The 18,538-nt window shown below is 72.2% G+C and carries 19 protein-coding genes; 8 read left to right on the top strand and 11 right to left on the bottom strand.

Annotated features, from left to right (window positions below; all coding sequences use genetic code 11):
- Window positions 1-96 precede the first annotated feature (96 nt).
- Together pknB and DCW30_RS32495 are read left to right on the top strand one after the other, a co-directional pair.
- Entirely contained in the window at window positions 97-2,052 is a 1,956-nt protein-coding gene (gene pknB, locus DCW30_RS32500) for a Stk1 family PASTA domain-containing Ser/Thr kinase (RefSeq protein ID WP_076686722.1), read from the top strand.
- A gap of 234 nt (window positions 2,053-2,286) precedes the next feature.
- Window positions 2,287-3,171 (top strand): deoxyribonuclease IV, encoded by an 885-nt coding sequence (locus DCW30_RS32495; RefSeq protein ID WP_076686721.1) that lies wholly within the window; start codon window positions 2,287-2,289, stop codon window positions 3,169-3,171.
- A gap of 11 nt (window positions 3,172-3,182) precedes the next feature.
- Here the strand turns inward: DCW30_RS32495 and DCW30_RS32490 are convergent, their stop codons facing one another.
- On the bottom strand, window positions 3,183-3,815 hold the full coding sequence (locus tag DCW30_RS32490) for a sulfite oxidase-like oxidoreductase (RefSeq protein ID WP_076686720.1): 633 nt from the start codon (window positions 3,813-3,815) through the stop codon (window positions 3,183-3,185).
- A 164-nt stretch (window positions 3,816-3,979) separates the two neighbouring features.
- Between DCW30_RS32490 and bfr the strand changes: the two genes are divergently transcribed.
- Window positions 3,980-4,459 (top strand): bacterioferritin, encoded by a 480-nt coding sequence (gene bfr, locus DCW30_RS32485; RefSeq protein WP_062781113.1) that lies wholly within the window; start codon window positions 3,980-3,982, stop codon window positions 4,457-4,459.
- Window positions 4,460-4,478: 19 nt separating this feature from the next.
- On the opposite strand, the gene DCW30_RS32480 is transcribed toward bfr, so the two are convergent.
- From DCW30_RS32480 to DCW30_RS32470, 3 genes are all read right to left on the bottom strand, one after another.
- Window positions 4,479-4,730: a (2Fe-2S)-binding protein gene (locus tag DCW30_RS32480; protein WP_076686719.1), complete on the bottom strand. Its 252-nt coding sequence runs from the start codon at window positions 4,728-4,730 to the stop codon at window positions 4,479-4,481.
- 135 nt (window positions 4,731-4,865) lie between these two features.
- Window positions 4,866-6,218: a class II 3-deoxy-7-phosphoheptulonate synthase gene (locus tag DCW30_RS32475; RefSeq protein WP_076686718.1), complete on the bottom strand. Its 1,353-nt coding sequence runs from the start codon at window positions 6,216-6,218 to the stop codon at window positions 4,866-4,868.
- Window positions 6,219-6,253: 35 nt separating this feature from the next.
- Window positions 6,254-7,183 (bottom strand): DUF2867 domain-containing protein, encoded by a 930-nt coding sequence (locus tag DCW30_RS32470; protein WP_076686717.1) that lies wholly within the window; start codon window positions 7,181-7,183, stop codon window positions 6,254-6,256.
- A 45-nt stretch (window positions 7,184-7,228) separates the two neighbouring features.
- On the opposite strand from DCW30_RS32470, the gene DCW30_RS32465 reads away from it, so the two are divergent.
- The 3 genes from DCW30_RS32465 (at window position 7,229) to DCW30_RS32455 (ending at window position 9,873) form a co-directional block, all read left to right on the top strand.
- Window positions 7,229-7,822, top strand: coding sequence for a TetR/AcrR family transcriptional regulator (locus DCW30_RS32465; RefSeq protein ID WP_076686716.1), 594 nt, complete (start codon window positions 7,229-7,231; stop codon window positions 7,820-7,822).
- A gap of 21 nt (window positions 7,823-7,843) precedes the next feature.
- Entirely contained in the window at window positions 7,844-7,903 is a 60-nt protein-coding gene (locus DCW30_RS38315; RefSeq protein ID WP_106977022.1) for a trp operon leader peptide, read from the top strand.
- 107 nt (window positions 7,904-8,010) lie between these two features.
- Window positions 8,011-9,873, top strand: a complete 1,863-nt coding sequence (locus DCW30_RS32455) for an anthranilate synthase family protein (protein ID WP_076686715.1) — start codon at window positions 8,011-8,013, stop codon at window positions 9,871-9,873.
- A 7-nt stretch (window positions 9,874-9,880) separates the two neighbouring features.
- Here the strand turns inward: DCW30_RS32455 and DCW30_RS32450 are convergent, their stop codons facing one another.
- From DCW30_RS32450 to DCW30_RS32430, 5 genes are all read right to left on the bottom strand, one after another.
- The gene (locus tag DCW30_RS32450) at window positions 9,881-10,888 is read right to left on the bottom strand and encodes a 2-hydroxyacid dehydrogenase (RefSeq protein ID WP_076686714.1); all 1,008 of its coding nucleotides are present in this window, start codon (window positions 10,886-10,888) and stop codon (window positions 9,881-9,883) included.
- 80 nt (window positions 10,889-10,968) lie between these two features.
- Window positions 10,969-12,006, bottom strand: a complete 1,038-nt coding sequence (locus tag DCW30_RS32445) for a 6-phosphofructokinase (protein WP_062781099.1) — start codon at window positions 12,004-12,006, stop codon at window positions 10,969-10,971.
- 134 nt (window positions 12,007-12,140) lie between these two features.
- Complete coding sequence (locus DCW30_RS32440) at window positions 12,141-12,794, bottom strand: response regulator (protein ID WP_076689426.1); 654 nt, start codon at window positions 12,792-12,794, stop codon at window positions 12,141-12,143.
- Window positions 12,795-12,985: 191 nt separating this feature from the next.
- Window positions 12,986-14,185 (bottom strand): MacS family sensor histidine kinase, encoded by a 1,200-nt coding sequence (macS, locus tag DCW30_RS32435; RefSeq protein WP_237283447.1) that lies wholly within the window; start codon window positions 14,183-14,185, stop codon window positions 12,986-12,988.
- A gap of 98 nt (window positions 14,186-14,283) precedes the next feature.
- On the bottom strand, window positions 14,284-15,009 hold the full coding sequence (locus tag DCW30_RS32430) for a lysophospholipid acyltransferase family protein (RefSeq protein WP_062781095.1): 726 nt from the start codon (window positions 15,007-15,009) through the stop codon (window positions 14,284-14,286).
- 151 nt (window positions 15,010-15,160) lie between these two features.
- Between DCW30_RS32430 and DCW30_RS32425 the strand changes: the two genes are divergently transcribed.
- Together DCW30_RS32425 and DCW30_RS32420 are read left to right on the top strand one after the other, a co-directional pair.
- The gene (locus DCW30_RS32425) at window positions 15,161-15,940 is read left to right on the top strand and encodes an alpha/beta hydrolase (protein WP_076686713.1); all 780 of its coding nucleotides are present in this window, start codon (window positions 15,161-15,163) and stop codon (window positions 15,938-15,940) included.
- 160 nt (window positions 15,941-16,100) lie between these two features.
- Window positions 16,101-16,694, top strand: a complete 594-nt coding sequence (locus tag DCW30_RS32420) for a hypothetical protein (protein ID WP_076689420.1) — start codon at window positions 16,101-16,103, stop codon at window positions 16,692-16,694.
- Between the two features lie 30 nt (window positions 16,695-16,724).
- On the opposite strand, the gene DCW30_RS32415 is transcribed toward DCW30_RS32420, so the two are convergent.
- Together DCW30_RS32415 and DCW30_RS32410 are read right to left on the bottom strand one after the other, a co-directional pair.
- Window positions 16,725-17,504, bottom strand: coding sequence for an endonuclease/exonuclease/phosphatase family protein (locus DCW30_RS32415; RefSeq protein ID WP_062781092.1), 780 nt, complete (start codon window positions 17,502-17,504; stop codon window positions 16,725-16,727).
- A gap of 71 nt (window positions 17,505-17,575) precedes the next feature.
- Window positions 17,576-18,529, bottom strand: a complete 954-nt coding sequence (locus DCW30_RS32410; RefSeq protein WP_062781090.1) for an ROK family glucokinase — start codon at window positions 18,527-18,529, stop codon at window positions 17,576-17,578.
- Window positions 18,530-18,538 lie beyond the last annotated feature (9 nt).

Raw genomic sequence — 18,538 nt, 5'->3', positions numbered from 1 at the left:
GGGCCGGCTCCGTCGCCTGTCACAGCTCGGCTTCAGTACCGCCGCCAGTGTGCCCGCCCCGGCCGGGGTGTCGGTGGCTGCTCGTAGACTCGCCCCGTGGACACGACCCTTCAGGACCCGCTCGTCGGGCAGCTGCTCGACAGCCGTTACCGCATCGACGGCCGTATCGCGGTCGGCGGGATGGCCACGGTCTACCGGGCCGTGGACACCCGCCTCGACCGGGTGCTCGCGCTCAAGGTGATGCACCCCACGCTGGCGGCCGACGCCTCCTTCGTGGAGCGCTTCATCCGTGAGGCGAAGTCGGTCGCCCGCCTCTCCCATCCGAACGTGGTGGGCGTCTTCGACCAGGGCGCCGACGGTTCGTACGTCTATCTGGCGATGGAGTACGTCGCGGGCTGCACCCTGCGGGACGTCCTGCGCGAGCGCGGTGCGCTCCAGCCGCGGGCCGCGCTCGACATCCTGGAGCCGGTGCTCGCCGCGCTCGGCTCCGCGCACCGGGCCGGTTTCGTGCACCGCGACATGAAGCCGGAGAACGTCCTCATAGGGGACGACGGCCGGGTCAAGGTCGCCGACTTCGGTCTCGTCCGCGCGGTGGACACCGTCACGAACACCACGGGCACCGTCCTCGGCACCGTCTCGTACATGGCGCCCGAGCAGATCGAGCACGGCACGGCCGACACGCGCGTGGACGTGTACGCGTGCGGCGTCCTGCTCTACGAGATGCTCACCGGCGCCAAACCGCACTCCGGGGACACCCCCGCCCAGGTGCTCTACCAGCACCTCAACGAAGACGTGCCGCCCCCGTCGGCGGCCGTGCCCGGCCTCCCGGTCGAGCTGGACGAGCTGGTCGCCTCCGCGACCGCCCGCACCCCGGACGTACGCCCGTATGACGCGGTGGCGCTCCTCGCCCAGCTCCGGCAGGCGCGCACCGGCCTCAGCGAGCAGCAGCTCGACGCGGTGCCGCCGCAGGCCCACGCGACCGCGCACGACAACGCCGATGACCGCACCAGCGTGATCCCGCGCGCCGCGCGTTCCGTGCGGCTTCCGCTGCCCGCCGATGCCGATGCGGCCGACCCGCAGGCCCCGCTGAACCGCACCAGCGTCCTGGCCACGCCGCCGCCCGGGCCGCCCGCGCCCGCGCGAACCTCGCGGCTGCGGCTCGACCCGCGGCGCCGCACGGTCGCGGCAGTGGCCGCCGTCCTGCTGGTCCTCGGCCTCGGGGCGGGCGTCTGGTACATCAACTCCGGGCAGTTCACGGAGGTCCCGCCGCTGCTGACGAAGACCGAGGCGCAGGCGAAGCAGCGCCTCGAGGAGGCCGGTCTCGACGTGAAGGGCGTCGAGCGGGAGTTCAGCGACACGGACAAGCGCGGCACGGTCATGGCCACCGACCCCGGGGTGGGAGAGCGCATCCGGCAGAACGGCCAGGTGACGCTGACCGTCTCGCGGGGCCCGGAGACGGTGAAGGTGCCGGACGTCAAGGACCTGCCGCTGAACAGGGCCAGGCAGGAGCTGAAGAACGCCGGGCTCGCGCCGGGCATGGTCAAGAAGGTCTTCAGCGACGAGATCGAGAAGGGCTCCGTGGTGAGCACGGACCCGCGGGCCGGTTTCACCCGCAAGGCGGACTCCGCCGTCGCCCTGGTCGTCAGCAAGGGCGAGGAGATCAAGGTCCCGGACGTGGCGGGGTCCTCCCTCGACGACGCCAGGGAGGACCTGGCGGAGGACGGGCTCAAGGTCAAGATCCTGCCGGGCCGGGTGCACTCCTCCGACGTGGACAAGGGCGGGGTCGTCAAGCAGTCGCCCGCTCCGGACACGTCGCTCGCCGAGGGCGACACGGTCACGCTGACGCTCTCCAAGGGCCCCGAGATGATCGAGGTGCCCGACGTGACCGGTATGAAGATCGGCGAGGCCACGGAGGAGCTGGAGGCGGCCGGGTTCGAGGTGGACGAAAACCGGGGGCTGCTCGGCATCTTCGGTGACACGGTGAAGGAGCAGTCGGTGGACGGTGGGGACAAGGCGCCCAAGGGGGCGTCCATCACGATCACCATCCGGTGAGGTTGCCGGCCTCTGGCCTGGCGGTTCTTTCTCGCCTGCGGCGGCCTTCCCGTCCCGTGTCCGGGGAGGCGGCGCTCGTCCGGTCTGCGGGTGGTGGGGGCTGGTCGCGCATTTCCCCGCGCCCCTGACGGCAGCCGTCGCGCGCCGCGTCAGGCGGCTCGGCCGTTTGCGCGTCCTCGGGTGCGGTGTGAGGGGTGGTCGGGGGTGGGGCGGGGGCATGTCACCCTTGACTGCGTGAGCAGTGACCAGTCCCCCCGTGCCGTGTCCCGCAACCCCGTCGGGGGCCATGTCCCCGTGGCCGGAGGTCTGGCCTCCGTGGGGCTCTCGTACGCCCGTGAGATCGGCGCGGAGGCCGTCCAGGTGTTCGTCGCCAATCCGCGCGGCTGGGCGACGCCGGTCGGCAACCCGCAGCAGGACGAGGCGTTCCGCGAGGCCTGCGCCGCCGAGGGCATCCCCGCGTACGTGCACGCGCCCTACCTGATCAACTTCGGCTCGCACACCGAGGCGACCGTGGAGAAGTCCGTGGACTCCCTGCGCCACTCGCTGCGGCGGGCCCGCGCCATCGGGGCGCTCGGCGTGGTCGTGCACACCGGCTCGGCGACCGGCGGCAGGGACCGCGCGGTCGCCCTCGCGCAGGTGCGCGAGCGCATGCTGCCGCTGCTCGACGAGCTGACGCACGACGACGACCCGTTCCTGCTCCTGGAGTCGACCGCGGGCCAGGGCGCCTCGCTCTGCTCCCGCACCTGGGACTTCGGCCCCTACTTCGAGGCGCTCGACGCCCATCCGAAGCTGGGCGTCTGCCTGGACACGTGCCACATATTCGCCGCGGGCCACGACCTGACGGGGCCGAGCGGCATGAAGCAGACCCTCGACCTCCTCGTGGACACGGTCGGCGAGGGCCGCCTGAAGCTCGTGCACGCCAACGACTCCAAGGACGTCGCGGGCGCCCACAAGGACCGCCACGAGAACATCGGCACCGGCCACATCGGCGAGGAGCCCTTCCGCGAGCTCATGCTCCACCCCGCCACGGAGGGCGTGCCCCTGGTCATCGAGACGCCCGGGGGCAAGGAGGGGCACGCGGCGGACGTGGCGCGGCTCCAGGGGCTCAGGACCCTGTAGCGGCCGGGGGATCAGAGCTCGGGGCCGTCCCCGGGCTCCTCCTGGTAGGAGTAGCGCTGCTCGCGCCAGGGGTCGCCGACGTTGTGGTAGCCGCGCTCCTCCCAGAAGCCGCGGCGGTCGGCGGTCATGTACTCGACGCCGCGGACCCACTTCGGGCCCTTCCAGGCGTACAGCTGGGGCACGACGAGCCGCAGCGGGAACCCGTGCTCCGCGGTGAGCAGCTCGCCGCCCTTGTGCGTGGCGAAGATCGTGCGCTCGGAGGCGAAGTCGGCCATCCGGAGGTTGGAGCTGAAGCCGTACTCCGCCCAGACCATGACGTGGGTGGCGTCGGCGGCGGGCGGCGCGAGCTCCAGGATCGTGCGGGCCGGCACTCCGCCCCATTCGGCGCCCAGCATGCTGAACTTCGTGACGCAGTGCAGATCGCCGACCACCGTCTCGTACGGCAGGGCGGAGAACTCCTCGTGCGTCCAGCAGTGCTTCTCGCCGTCGGCGGTGGCCCCGAAGACCCTGAACTCCCAGCGCTCGGGGCGGAACTTCGGCACCGGGCCGTAGTGCGTGACCGGCCAGCCACGCTGCAGCCGCTGACCCGGCGGAAGCTCCGGCTCCGCTGCCTCTCCAGATGCGCGTTCCGCCGGCTGACCCATGCCTCCATCCTGACAGACCGGAAGCGGTGGACGTGACCATACGAAGCCCGACAGATACGGATTCGGGCAACTCCTACTAAGCCTGCACTTACTGGACGGCTTCCGAACGCCGGTGCAAAGATGCCCGCTACCTGCCCAGTACCCGCGTGGAAGGAGCCTCTGCGATGCAGGGCGACCCCGAGGTCATCGAATTTCTCAACGAGCAGCTGACCGCCGAACTCACGGCGATCAACCAGTACTTTCTGCACGCCAAGATGCAGGAGAACTTCGGCTGGACGAAGCTCGCCAAGTACACCCGGTCCGAGTCCTTCGACGAGATGAAGCACGCGGAGGTGCTGACCGACCGGATTCTCTTCCTCGACGGTCTGCCCAACTACCAGCGGCTCTTCCACGTTCGTGTGGGCCAGACGGTGACCGAGATGTTCCAGGCGGACCGCCAGGTCGAGGTCGAGGCGATCGACCGCCTCAAGCGCGGCATCGAGGTGATGCGCGCCAAGGGCGACATCACGTCCGCGAACATCTTCGAGTCGATCCTCGCCGACGAGGAGCACCACATCGACTATCTCGACACGCAGCTCGAACTGGTGGAGAAGCTGGGAGAGGCGCTCTACATCGCGCAGCTCGTCGAGCAGCCGGAGAGCTGAGAGCGCGGGCGCAGGCGGGCTAGGCCGCCTCGTCCAGCGCCGAGAGGACCGGCTCGCCCTGGTCGGCCAGCTCCCTGCGGGGGCACGCGCCCCGGCCGAGGAGCGCCTGGATGCTCCGTACGCACGAACCGCAGTCCGTGCCCGCCTTGCAGGCGGAGGCTATCTGGCGGGGCGTGCAGGCGCCGTCCGCGGCGTGCTGCTTCACCTGCGCCTCGGTGACCCCGAAGCAGTTGCAGACGTACACGCGGTTCACCTCCCGGACAGGACTCATCGGCGGCGCCGTCCCGATTGATCGGTGAGGCTAACCTAACCTTACCCATGTCCCCGGGTCCACAAAAGCCCCGATACGCCGGTGGGGCACGGATCACATCGATCCGTGCCCCACCGCCGCGCATGACGGGAATACCTACTGGTCGCGGTACATCTCCGCGACCAGGAACGCCAGGTCGAGCGACTGGCTGCGGTTGAGCCGCGGGTCGCAGGCCGTCTCGTAGCGCTGGTGCAGGTCGTCGACGAAGATCTCGTCGCCGCCGCCCACGCACTCGGTGACGTCGTCGCCCGTGAGCTCGACGTGGATGCCGCCCGGGTGGGTGCCGAGGGCCTTGTGGACCTCGAAGAAGCCCTTGACCTCGTCGAGCACGTCGTCGAAGCGGCGCGTCTTGTGGCCGGACGCGGCCTCGTAGGTGTTGCCGTGCATCGGGTCGGTGATCCAGGCGACGGTCGCGCCGGACGCGGTGACCTTCTCGACCAGCTCCGGCAGCTTGTCGCGGACCTTGTCGGCGCCCATGCGGACGATGAAGGTCAGCCGGCCGGGCTCACGGTCGGGGTCGAGGCGCTCGATGTACGACAGCGCCTCCTCCGGCGTCGTCGTCGGGCCGAGCTTGATGCCGACGGGGTTGCGCACCCGGGAGGCGAACTCGATGTGCGCGCCGTCCAGCTGGCGGGTGCGCTCACCGATCCAGACCATGTGGCCGGAGGTGTCGTACAGCCGGCCGGTGCGGGAGTCGACACGGGTGAGCGCGCCCTCGTAGTCGAGCAGCAGCGCCTCGTGGGAGGCGTAGAACTCGACGGTCTTGAACTCCTCCGGGTCGGTGCCGCAGGCCCGCATGAAGTGCAGTGCGTTGTCGATCTCGCGGGCGAGCTGTTCGTAGCGCTGGCCGGAGGGGGACGACTTCACGAAGTCCTGGTTCCAGGCGTGGACCTGGCGCAGGTCGGCGTAACCGCCGGTGGTGAAGGCGCGCACCAGGTTCAGCGTGGAGGCGGAGGCGTGGTACATCCGCTTCAGGCGCTCGGGGTCCGGGATCCGGGCCTCTTCGGTGAAGTCGAAGCCGTTGACGGAGTCGCCGCGGTAGGTCGGCAGCGTCACGCCGTCGCGGGTCTCGGTGGGCTTGGAGCGCGGCTTGGAGTACTGCCCCGCGATGCGGCCCACCTTCACGACGGGCACGGACGCCGCGTACGTGAGGACGGCGCCCATCTGGAGCAGGGTCTTCAGCTTGTTGCGGATGTGGTCGGCCGACACGGCGTCGAAGGCCTCGGCGCAGTCGCCGCCCTGGAGCAGGAACGCCTCTCCCTTGGCGACGGAGGCCAGTCGGGCGCGCAGCTGGTCGCACTCGCCCGCGAAGACGAGCGGCGGATACGACTCGAGGTCCGCGATCACATCGCGCAGAGCCTCGGCATCGGGGTACTCGGGCTGCTGCGCCGCGGGCAGGTTTCGCCAGGTGTTGCCACCGGTTGCGGTGGTCTTAGCCGTTACGGTCACCCCCACAACATTACGGGGTGACGTCCCCCGTCCATTCACCCGCTCACCAAGTGAGACGGACCCGACACAGGCGTGCGCCGACGCTCCAGCTCCCGTTCACCGGCGGACGGCGCCGCCAGAGCGAGCCGACGGTGCGTGCGGCGCAGCATGGTGCGCGCCATGAACGGGTGGAGGCGCTTGACCACGCCCCAGTAGATCCTGCCGCCCAGCGTGTCGGTGCGCACGGTGGAGCTCAGCGTGACGTGCCGTCCGTCCACCAGGATCGAGGCGCGCGCCGTCAGCCCCCGGACCTGGACCTCCAGGAGCAGCTCGTCCCCCTCCCGGGCGATGACGGGGAAGGCGTCGCGCAGGATGCCGGTCCAGGCCTCCGGGTCGCGCGGCTGCCCCGGGAGCAGCGGCATGCGGTAGGCGTCCTCGTAGCCGGGGCGGTCGACGGCGGCGCGGAGCAGACGGGCGGCCTCCGGCACCGCGACCGTCTCCGGGCGGTCCCACAGGAGCCGGTGGCACAGCCGCACCCGGAGCGACCAGCGGACGGGGCGGGCGCAGCCGCCCGTCGCCGCCCGCTCGATGTTGTCGAAGACCTCTTCGACGACCGTCCCGTGCAGCGGCCGGACGACGGCGGGCCACAGCAGGCGGTCCCCGCCGCGCGGTGCGCTCTCCAGGACGTGGCGGACGCGGCAGCGGCCCTCCCCCGCCGGCTCGACGGACATCTCGTGGAAGCCGTTGCCCGGCGGGGTGAAGGCGAACCGGACGCGGCTGCCCGGCTCGTACTCCGTGACGCCGTAGCGGACGGGGCCGTGGCCGCCGGTCGCGCCCACGCCGAGCGGGCGGTCGAAGGTCATCGCCTGCCAGGCCGGCGTCGGGAAGAGCGGATCGTCCTCGGCGGAGAGCCGGTCGAGCAGGGCGCCGACCACCTCCGCCGGAGCCTCGATCACGCGCTCGTGCTCGTCGCGCACCATCCCCATCACGTACCTCCATACGCTGACGTATGGTCGACCATACGGTACCGTATGGCCATGGTGCAACGGCAGCAGAAGAAGCCCGCGGCGAAGCCCCGGCTGACCGCCGAGGACTGGGCGGACGCCGCCCTGACCGCGATCGGCGAGGGCGGTCTCGCCGCCGTCGCCGTGGAACCCCTGGCCGTCCGGCTCGGCACCACCAAGGGCAGCTTCTACTGGCACTTCGCCAACCGTGACGCGCTCGTCGAGGCCGCACTCGGCCGCTGGGCGGAGATCCACACCGAGAAGGCGATCCAGGAGGTCGAGGCCGAGCCCGACCCCCGCGAGCGCGTCCGTCTGCTCTTCGCCGGGGCCATCGGGTCGGCCACCTCCGACTCCCTGGAGGTCGCCCTCCTCGCGACCGCCTCGCACCCCCAGGTCACCGAGGCCCTGCGGCGCGTCACCGAGCGCCGGGTCGCCTACGTGGGCGAACTCTTCGCCGGCCTCGGCTTCCCCCCGGCGGAGGCCGCGCGGCGCGGGCTGCTCGCGTACAGCGTCTACCTCGGGCACGTCCAGCTCGGTCACGCGGTGCCGTCCGTGGTGCCGGAGGGCGACGGGCTCGGCGCATATCTGGACGAAGCCCTGGACGCGCTGATGACGCGGTGACGATGCGCTAGGGTGCGGGACATGCACGCGCAGACGACGACGCGAAACTGGTGGTGGCCGGCTCATCCGGCGGCCCACTGACTGCGCGTACCCACTGTCGCGAAGGCCGCCCGAGGGGCGGCCTTCAGTGTTCTCCGGAGCTCACCGGAAGCGGGCCGTTCCTCTCCGAGTGAGAAGGAACAGAACCCATGCAGCTCACCGACCTGCTGACCGACGACCGCCCGTTCGCCCTGCTCCGCCGCCGCACGCCCGGCCGCGACCACGACACGGTCGAGGTCCTGATCGGCCCGACGGGCACGTACGAACGGCTCGCCGACATCCCCGAGGGCCTCGCGCTCGTGCCCTTCCGCCAGATCAGGGAGCGCGGCTTCGACGTCCGCGACGACGGCACGCCGCTGACCGTGCTCACCCCCGAGGAGACCTGCGAGCTGCCCCTCGCGGAGGCCCTTTCCGCGCTGCCCGCGCACGAGGTGCGGGTCGAGGGCGGGGCCTTCGACGTCGACGACACCGCGTACGCGGACATCGTGGGCCGCGTCCTGAAGGACGAGATCGGCCGGGGCGAGGGGGCCAACTTCGTCATCCGCCGGACGTACGAGGGCGAGATCCCCGGGTTCGGCCGTGCGGACGCCCTCGCGCTCTTCCGGCGGCTCCTGGTGGGCGAGCGCGGCGCCTACTGGACGTACGTCGTGCACACCGGGGACCGGACGCTCGTCGGCGCGAGCCCCGAGGTGCATGTGCGGATGTCCGGCGGGACGGTCGTCATGAACCCCATCAGCGGCACCTACCGCTACCCCGCGGGCGGACCGACCCCCGAGGACCTGCTCGCCTTCCTCGCCGACGGCAAGGAGATCGAGGAGCTGTCGATGGTCGTCGACGAGGAGCTCAAGATGATGTGCACCGTCGGCGACATGGGCGGCGTCGTCGTCGGGCCGCGCCTGAAGGAGATGGCGCACCTCGCCCACACGGAGTACGAGCTGCGCGGCAAGTCCACGCTCGACGTGCGCGAGGTCCTGAAGGAGACGATGTTCGCGGCGACCGTCACCGGCTCGCCGGTGCAGAACGCCTGCCGGGTCATCGAGCGCTACGAGCCCGTCGGGCGGGACGGCGTCGGCCGCGGCTACTACGCGGGCGCCCTCGCCCTCCTCGGCAGGGACGCGGGCGGCGCCCAGACCCTGGACTCGCCCATCCTGATCCGCACCGCCGACATCTCCCCCCGGGGCCGACTCCGGGTGCCGGTCGGCGCGACGCTGGTGCGCGGCTCCGACCCGGCGGGCGAGGTCGCGGAGACGCACGCCAAGGCCGCGGGCGTGCTCGCGGCGCTCGGGGTGCGGCCGGGGCGGCCCCGCGACGAGGCGGTGCGGCCCGCCCTCGCCGACGACCCGCGCGTTCGGGCGGCCCTCGACGGGCGGCGGGAGCGCCTCGCGCCGTTCTGGCTGCGGATGCAGGAGCGCGGCGACGCGCTGACCGGGCACGCGCTCGTGGTCGACGGCGAGGACACCTTCACGGCGATGCTCGCGCACCTGCTGCGCTCATCGGGCCTGACGGTCACGGTGCGGCGCTATGACGAGCCGGGCCTGCGCGAGACGGTCCGCGCGCACGAGGGGCCCGTCGTCCTCGGCCCGGGTCCGGGTGACCCCTCGGACGCCGCCGACCCCAAGATGCGGTTCCTGCGCGCGCTGACCGCCGAGGTGGTGCGCGATCACCGGCACGGGATTCTCGGCGTCTGCCTGGGGCACGAACTGCTCGCCGCCGAGCTGGGCCTGGACATCGTCCGCAAGGAGGTGCCGTACCAGGGCGCGCAGACCCCGGTCGACCTCTTCGGGCGGACCGAGACCGTCGGCTTCTACAACAGCTACGTGGCGCGCTGCGACGACGAGGCCGCCGCCGAGCTGGCGGCCCACGGCGTGGAGGTCGGCAGGGACGCGGCGACCGGCGAGGTGCACGCCCTGCGCGGTCCGGGCTTCGCCGGGGTGCAGTTCCACCCGGAGTCGGTGCTCACGCTGCGCGGGACGGCGATCGTGCGGGAGCTGCTGGCCGGGGTGCTCGTGTAGGGCTCCGCTACCCGTCCGTGGGGGCCGCCGGGACCAGGACGTTCTCGTTGCGGCGGCCCGCCACGTAGTCCTGGACGTTGCGCAGGGTGGTGTCGACGATCTGGCCCACCGCGTCCTCGGTGTAGTACGCCTGGTGCGAGGTGACCACCACGTTCGGGAACGTCATCAGACGGGCCAGGGTGTCGTCGGTGACCGTGTCCAGGGACTTGTCGAGGAAGAACAGGCCCGCCTCCGCCTCGTAGACGTCGAGGCCCACCCCCGTGAAGCGGCCGGCCCGCAACTCCGCGACCAGGGCCTCGGTGTCGACCAGGCCGCCGCGGCTGGAGTTCACGAGGATCGCGTCGTCCTTCATCATCCGCAGCGCCGCCGCGCCGATGAGGTGCTGGGTGGAGGGGAGCAGCGGGACGTGCAGGCTGATCAGGTCGGCCTCGGCGAAGAGCCGCTCCCGCTCGACGTACTGCATGCCCAGCTCCCGGCAGGCGGGGTTCTCGCGGGCGTCCCAGCCGAGCAGCCGCATGCCGAAGCCGTGCGCGATCCGGGCGAACGCCTCGCCGATCTTGCCGGTGCCGAGCACGCCGACGGTGCGTCCGCGCAGGTCGCGGCCCATCAGGCCGTCGAGGCGGAAGTCGAAGTCGCGGGTGCGGTTGCTCGCGCGGACGATGCGGCGGTTGACGGCCATCGCGAGGGTCCAGGCGAACTCGGCCACGGAGTACGGGGAGTAGTACGACACGCGGGCGACGGTCAGGCCGAGGCGCTCGGCGACCCGCAGGTCGATGTTGTTGAACCCGGTGGAGCGCTGGGCGATCATCCGCGTGCCGCCGTCGGCGAGGATCTGCAGGACCCGCTTGTCCAGCGTCGCGTTGACGCTGGAGGAGATGACCTCGTGGCCCGCGGCGATGGGGGCGGTGTCCTCGGTGAGGAAGACGTCGAGGCAGCGGATGTCGTGGCGCCCCTGGAAGGCCTTCTCGATCAGCGGCTTCTCGTCGGACTGCACGCCGAACGCGAGGATCTCCATGGCGCGAGTCTAGGTACCGCCTGCCGGGACGGCACCTTGAACGGGTGCCGTCCCGGGGCCGGTCGCCGCGTTCGGGGCGCTCAGCCGAAGAAGACGCCGACTTCCCCGTAGAGCGCCGGGTCCACCGTCTTCAGCTTCGCCGTGGCCTCGGCGATCGGGACGCGGACGATGTCCGTGCCGCGCAGGGCGACCATCTTGCCGAAGTCGCCGTCCCGTACGGCGTCGATGGCGTGCAGTCCGAAGCGGGTGGCGAGCCAGCGGTCGAAGGCGCTGGGCGTGCCGCCGCGCTGCACGTGCCCGAGGACCGTGGTCCGCGCCTCCTTGCCGGTGCGGCCCTCGATCTCCTTGGCCAGCCACTCGCCGACCCCGGAGAGCCGCACATGCCCGAAGGAGTCCTGCGTGCCGTCCTTGAGGACCATCTCGCCGTCCTTCGGCATCGCCCCTTCGGCGACGACGACGATGGGGGCGTACGAGGCCTTGAAGCGCGAGGTCACCCAGGCGCAGACCTGCTCCAGGTCGAAGCGCTGCTCGGGGATGAGGATGACGTTCGCGCCGCCCGCGAGGCCCGAGTGCAGCGCGATCCAGCCGGCGTGCCGGCCCATGACCTCGACGACGAGGACGCGCATGTGCGACTCGGCGGTGGTGTGCAGCCGGTCGATCGCCTCGGTGGCGATGCCGACGGCCGTGTCGAAGCCGAAGGTGTAGTCGGTGGCGGAGAGGTCGTTGTCGATGGTCTTGGGGACGCCGACGACCGGGACGCCGTACTCGTCGGTGAGGCGCGCGGCGACGCCGAGGGTGTCCTCGCCGCCGATCGCGATGAGGGAGTCGACCTCCTCCTTGGCGAGGGTGTCCTTGATGCGGCGCACCCCGTGCTCCTCCTTGAGGGGGTTGGTGCGCGAGGAGCCGAGGATGGTGCCGCCGCGCGGCAGGATGCCGCGGACCGCGGGGATGTCGAGCCGGACGGTGTCGCCCTCCAGCGGGCCGCGCCAGCCGTCCCGGAAGCCGACGAAGTCGTAGCCGTACTCCTGCACGCCCTTGCGGACGACGCCCCGGATGACGGCGTTGAGCCCGGGGCAGTCGCCGCCTCCGGTCAGTACTCCGATTTTCTTGGCCCCCATGGGACCGTCCCTTCGCCGCAGTGACCTGACGCGGGTCACGCTAATGGTGATCCAGGTCACTCCGGGACAGTGCGGACGGTCAATTCCCTTTCGGGACAGAGGAGTTGATCACGGGCATTCACTCGTACGAGGGGTCATGCGTCGTCGGCCTTGTCGATGCCCCGCTCGATCGCGTAGCGCACGAGCTCCACCCTGTTGTGGAGCTGGAGCTTGCCCAGGGTGTTCTGGACGTGGTTCTGCACGGTGCGGTGCGAGATGACGAGGCGTTCGGCGATCTGCTTGTAGCTCAGGCCCTTGGCGACCAGGCGCAGGACCTCCGTCTCGCGGTCGGTGAGCCGCGGCGCCTTCGGGTCCTCGGGGGTGCCCGCGGCGGGCTCGGTGGCCAGCCTGCGGTACTCGCCGAGGACGAGTCCGGCGAGGCCGGGCGTGAAGACCGCGTCGCCGACGGCCGTGCGCCGCACGGCGTCGGTCAGCTCCTTTGTGGACGCCGACTTCAGCAGGTAGCCGGTGGCGCCGGACTTGACCGCCTCCAGGACGTCGGCGTGCTCGCCGCTCGCGGAGAGCACCAGGACGCGCAGCGCGGGGTGGGACCCGACCAGCTCCTTGCAGACCTGGACGCCCGGCTTGAGCGGCAGGTTCAGGTCGAGGACCAGGACGTCGGGGGCCGCGGCCCGGGCCCGGCGCACCGCCTGCTCGCCGTCGCCCGCCGTGGCGACCACGTCGAGGCCCGCCTCCGTCAGGTCGCGGGCGACCGCGTCCCGCCACATCGGATGGTCGTCGACGACCATGACCCTGATGCGGGCCGCCCCGTCGCCGCCCTCCGTCCCCGGCGTGCCGCCCGTGGCGTCCGTGGCGTCCGTGGCGTCCGTGCCGTCCGTGCCGTCCGTGCCGTCCGTGGCCGGTTCCCGCAGCTGCCGCTGTCGCTGTTCGTTCATCGCGTCTGTCGCCTTCCCCCGTGTTCCGTGCCGTCCCGCGCCGCTCAGCGCGGGACCCTCATTTCCACTTCCGTGCCCTGGCCGGGCACCGAGATCAGCTCGGCCGTGCCCCCGATGTCCCGCAGCCGCCCGCGGATCGACTGGGCGACGCCGAGGCGGCCCTCCCCCTCGGCCTCCGCGAGACGGCCCTCGGGGATGCCGGGGCCGTCGTCCCGGACGGTGACGATCACCGCGTCCGGCTCGTCCTCGATCAGGATCCAGGCGTGCGCGCCGGGCCCCGCGTGGCCGCGCACATTGTCCAGCGCGGCGCCGACGGCTGCCGCGAGTTCCCCGGCCGCGTGCGGCGGGAGCGGCACCGGAGCGCCCGGCTCGGAGAGCGTCACCCGTGACCCCGCGTGCACGGCGAGCAGCGGGCGCAGATCGCGGGGCGCCGCGTCGTCCGGCTCCTCGTCCGGCACCTCGACAGCGCGGACCAGGGCGCCCCGCGAGGCGTCCTCCGAGGCGTGTGAGGCGGGCACCAGGCCGCCCGCGACCAGGCTGCGCAGCGCCACCTCCTGCTCGCCCGCCAGCCGCCCGAGCTCCGCCGCCTCACCGCCGATGGCCGTGCCGCGCCGCTGCACCATGGCGAGGACCTGCAGGACGCTGTCGTGGATGTCGCGGGCGAGCCGTTCGCGCTCGCGGGTCGCCGCCTCGATCTCCAGGGCGCGGGCGAGGGTGCGCTCGGAGGCGCGGGCCACCTCCACCACGTAGCCGATGGCGATGGAGGCGATGCAGACGAGGACGACGTTGTGGACCGTGTCGCGGCTGAACGCCCCGCGCTGCACCACGTTGGCGACGCCCACGAGCAGCGACGCGAAGGCCGCCCAGCGCCAGCCGCCCTTGATGGCGTACGCCAGGACGGCGCCGGCGGTCCATATCGAGGGCAGCGTCGGGCCGCCGTTGACGATCCGCTCCTGCGAGTCGGCGAGCGGCGTCAGCAGGATGCCGACGAGGGCGACGGTCAGGTCGCAGACGAGGAAGCGCCGGGTGCAGCTCGCGGCGTTCGCGACGCGGGGCAGCGTGCCGAGCGTCCAGCCGGCGAGCACCGCGAAGTAGGAGATGGCCACCCAGGGGTGTTCGAGCTCCTCGTGCGCCGTCCAGAAGAGCCCGATCGCGTACAGCATCGTCAGCACGCGGTAGCCGGTGAGCGCGCGCCAGAGCGGCTGCTCGACCGACATCCTCATGACCTTCTCGCGACGTGCCACGTCCCGTCCCCCCCACGCTCCGTCCCCGCCGGGCCGTGCCCGGCCCGTCGTGCCGGCCGCCGGGCACCCGCCGGGTCCCACCCCCTGAACGGACGCGGCTAGGAGGCCGGCCGTTCCTTCTCCGCCGACTTCTCGCTCGCCCTCGCGGCCTTCGCGGCCTCGGAGATCTGGCGCTTGGCGGCCGTCGCGTACATGTCCACGTACTCCTGGCCCGAGAGCTTCATGATCTCGTACATGACCTCGTCGGTCAGCGCCCGCAGCACGAAGCGGTCGTGCTCCATGCCCTGGTAGCGCCGGAAGTCCAGCGGCTCTCCGATGCGGATGCCGGGCCGCATCAGCTTCGGCATCACCTTGCCCGGCGGCTGGATCTTCTCGGTGTCGATCATCGCCACGGGGAGCACGGGCGCCCCGGTGGCGAGCGCCACGCGCGCGAGGCCGCCGGGCTTGCCGCGGTAGAGGCGTCCGTCCGGCGAGCGCGTGCCCTCGGGGTAGATGCCGAAGAGCTCGCCGCGCTCCAGGACCTCGATGCCGCTCTTGATGGCCGCCTCGCCCGCGCCGCGCCCGCCGGAGCGGTCCACGGGGAGCTGGCCGACGCCCTTGAAGAAGGCGGCGGTGAGCTTGCCCTTCACTCCGGGCGAGGTGAAGTACTCCGCCTTGGCGATGAAGGTGACCTTGCGGTCGAGGACCGCGGGGAGGAAGAAGGAGTCCGAGAACGAGAGGTGGTTGCTCGCCAGGATGGCGGGCCCCTCGGCGGGGACGTTCTCAAGGCCCTCCACCCAGGGCCTGAAGCCGAGCTTCAGCGGCCCTCCGATGGCAACCTTCATTGCGCCGTAGATCAAACCGAGTGCCTCCTGTTTCTGTGGATCAGACCTTAACCCGGTGTGCGGTCAATGGGCCCGACGACCCTGGCCGGTGTCAGCCCGGTCGCGTACGGTGAAGTACTCCCCCATCTCACGTTCATGAAGGAGACCGAAGGTGCCGGTCCTCCCCGGAGCCGAGCCGTACCGCCACGAAGGCGGCGAGGTCGGCGTCCTGCTCTGCCACGGCTTCACCGGATCCCCGCAGTCGCTGCGCCCCTGGGCACAGTTCCTGGCGGAGCGCGGCCTGACCGTCTCGCTGCCGCTCCTGCCCGGACACGGCACCCGCTGGGAGGACCTGCGGATCACCGGCTGGCAGGACTGGTACGCCGAGGTCGACCGCGAGCTGCGCGGCCTCCTGGAGCGGTGCGAGCGCGTCTTCGTCTTCGGCCTCTCCATGGGCGGCACGCTGTCGCTGCGCCTGGCCGCGAAGCACGGCGACGCGGTCGCGGGCCTGGTCCTGGTCAACCCGGCGAACAAACTGCACGGCCTCGCGCCGTACGCGCTGCCGGTCGTCCGGCATCTCGTGCGGACCACGAAGGGCATCGCCAGCGACATCGCCAAGGAGGGCTCGGTCGAGATCGGCTACGACCGGGTCCCGCTGCACGCCGCGCACTCCCTGCGCGCGTTCTTCCGCCTCGTCGACGGCGAACTGCCGCAGGTGACCCAGCCCTTGCTGCTGCTCCACAGCCCCAGGGACCACGTGGTGCCCGCCGCCGACTCCGCGCGCGTCCTCGGCCGTGTCTCGTCCACGGACGTCACGGAGATCCTGCTGGAACAGAGCTACCACGTGGCGACGTTGGACCATGACGCGGACCGGATCTTCGAGGCGAGTCATGCTTTCGTCAGCCGGCTCGCCCCCAGCGTCGGCAAGGAAGGGACGGCCACCGGTGGCTGAGCACGAGGCTGACCGCGAGAAGAGCCGCGAGGAGCCCGAGGAGAGCAGACCGCCCCGCGACGGGGCGTCGCCAGACGGCAAGACGCCGCCGGACGGCAAGACGCCGCCGGACGGCAAGACACCGCTCGACGGCAAGACACCGCTCGACGGCAAGGCCCCGCTGGACGGCGGGGTCCCGATCGACGAGGAGGCCGCCTGGCAGGCGATCGTCGCGGGGTACGGCGAGGAGCCCGCCGACCCGCCCGGCGCCAAGCCCTTCAAGTCCGTGGAGGACCTGGCCCTCCTGGAGTCGGAGTCGAACGGCCCGGCGCCCGTGCGGCCCGGCCCCGGCAAGGACCCCGCGGAGCCGGGCGTGAAGCCCGACCCCCGCGCCAAGGCGGAGCCCACGGCCGAGCCGGGCGCCGACAAGCCGCTCGGCAGCTCCGTCTCCTTCGCCCCCGGCGTCGGCGGCCCCCGGGACCACACGGCCCCCGAGCCCTCCGAGGACGACTTCGACGCGGACGACGAGGGCCACTTCGTGCCGCCGGAGCCGCCGCCGCTGCCCGAGGCCGACGTGACGGCCAAGTTCGCCTGGGTCGCGGTGCTCGGCGGCCCGCTGCTCATCCTGCTCGCCGTGCTCTTCGGCTGGCAGATGACGTGGTGGCTGACCACGCTGGGCATCGGCGGCTTCCTCGGCGGCTTCGCCACCCTCGTCATGCGGATGAACGCGGGCGACGAGGAGGACGACGACCCGGGACGCGGCGCGGTCGTCTGACCCCTCCCCCGCACCCCTGGGCGCCAGGCCCTACCGACCGGGGGAAACGGGGGCCGGAGGGACTCTGAGGGCGGCCAGGACCGGGAGGTGGTCCGTCGCCGCCCGCAGATCCGCCTCCGTCACGCCCGGCAGCCCCGCCGGCACCCCGCAGCCGAGCACCTCGACGCCCGGGGTGGCGAGGATGGCGTCGATGCGCTGATGGGGGTCGCCGGGCGTGGAGGTGTGCTCGCCGCCCCAGGGACTGGTGGCCCAGCAGTCCTGGAGCGTCTCGGTGAGCCTGCGGAAGGTCCGGCCCCGCGGCCGCTCGTTGAGGTCGCCGCCCGCGACCGCGTGGTCCACGCCCATCCCGGCGAGCCGGTCGAGCAGCAGCCCGCCCTGCGCGTACCGCTCCTCGCCCTGCAGGCTCAGGTGGCAGCTCAGCACGCCGAGCCGCGCGTCCCCGAAGCGGACGACGGCGGTGGCGAAGCCGCGCCGGTGCAGGCCGGGGGTGAGCGGGAGCAGGACGTCCTCGGTCCGCTCGACGGTGGCCCGCAGCGAGCAGAGCAGCGCGGGGCCCGCCGCCGTGCCGCCGCCCGAGAGGATCACCAGGTCGGCGGCGCGCGCGAGGCGGGCGAGCTTCTTGCGCCAGCGGAAGAACCGGGGCGCCTCCTGCACCAGGACGAGGTCGGGGGCGCAGGCGGCGATCACACGGGCGAGCGCGTCGGTGTCGTCCCGCATCGAGCGGATGTTGTAGCTGAGCACCCGGATGACGGCCGAACCGTCCTCTTCGGTGCGGGAGTTGGGGAGCGCGGCCAGCGGACTCGTCGACATGGCGATCAAGATACGACAGCGCCCGCCGCTCCCTCGCGGGGCACGGCGGGCACGGTCGGATGAACCGGGTCTCACATCACGGGGTCGGGCTCCCGCGCCAGGTCGGCGGCGCCCACCAGGCCCGCCTTGTTGCCGAGCCGGGCGGCGATGACCTCGGCCTGCGGACGCCAGGCGGCCCCGACGAGCCAGCGCTTGAAGGACTTGCGGATCGGGTCGAGGACGAGGTCGCCCTCGTCCGAGAGGCCGCCGCCGACGATGAACGCGGACGGGTCGAACAGCGACGCCAGGTCGGCGAGGCCGGCGCCCGCCCAGCGGGCCAGCTCGCGGTAGGAGTCGATGGCGACCGCGTCGCCCTGCCGCGCGGCCATCGAGATGTGCTTGCCCTCGATGCCCTCGGGGCTGCCGTCGCCGAGCGACAGGAGGTACTCGGCGCGCTCGGGCGTGGCGTTGGCGCGCTGGCGGGCGTAGCGCACGAGGGCGCGGCCCGACGCGTACTGCTCCCAGCAGCCCTGGCTGCCGCAGCCGCAGAGCAGGCCGTCCGGGACCATGCGGATGTGGCCGAACTCGGCGGCCACACCGAAGTGGCCGCGGCGCAGCTTGTTGCCGATGATGATGCCGCCGCCGAGGCCGGTGCCGAGCGTGATGCAGATGACGTTGCGGTGGCCCTTGCCGCCGCCGAACTTGTACTCGCCCCAGGCGGCGGCGTTGGCGTCGTTCTCCACGACGACCGGCAGGCTGACGCGCTTCTCGACCTCGTCCTTGAGCGGCTCCTGCCGCCAGTCGATGTTGGGCGCGAAGTAGACCGTGGAGCGCTGGCGGTTGACGTACCCGGCGGCGCCGATGCCGACGCCGACGATCTCGTGACCGGCCCGCGCGCCCTCCACGGCGGAGGCGATCGCGTCGACGATGGCCTCGGAAGTACCAGGGGTCGGCACCTTGAAGGTCGAGAGGATGTTGCCTTCCTCGTCGACCACTCCGGCCGCGATCTTGGTGCCGCCGATGTCGACGCCGATGGTGAGTCCCATGAATCCCTC

Source organism: Streptomyces alfalfae (genome assembly GCF_004127445.1).
In the GTDB taxonomy this organism is placed as follows: Bacteria; Actinomycetota; Actinomycetes; order Streptomycetales; family Streptomycetaceae; genus Streptomyces; species Streptomyces alfalfae.
Note: the sequence above shows the minus strand (reverse complement) of the source record. Positions and strands in the feature narration are given on the sequence as shown.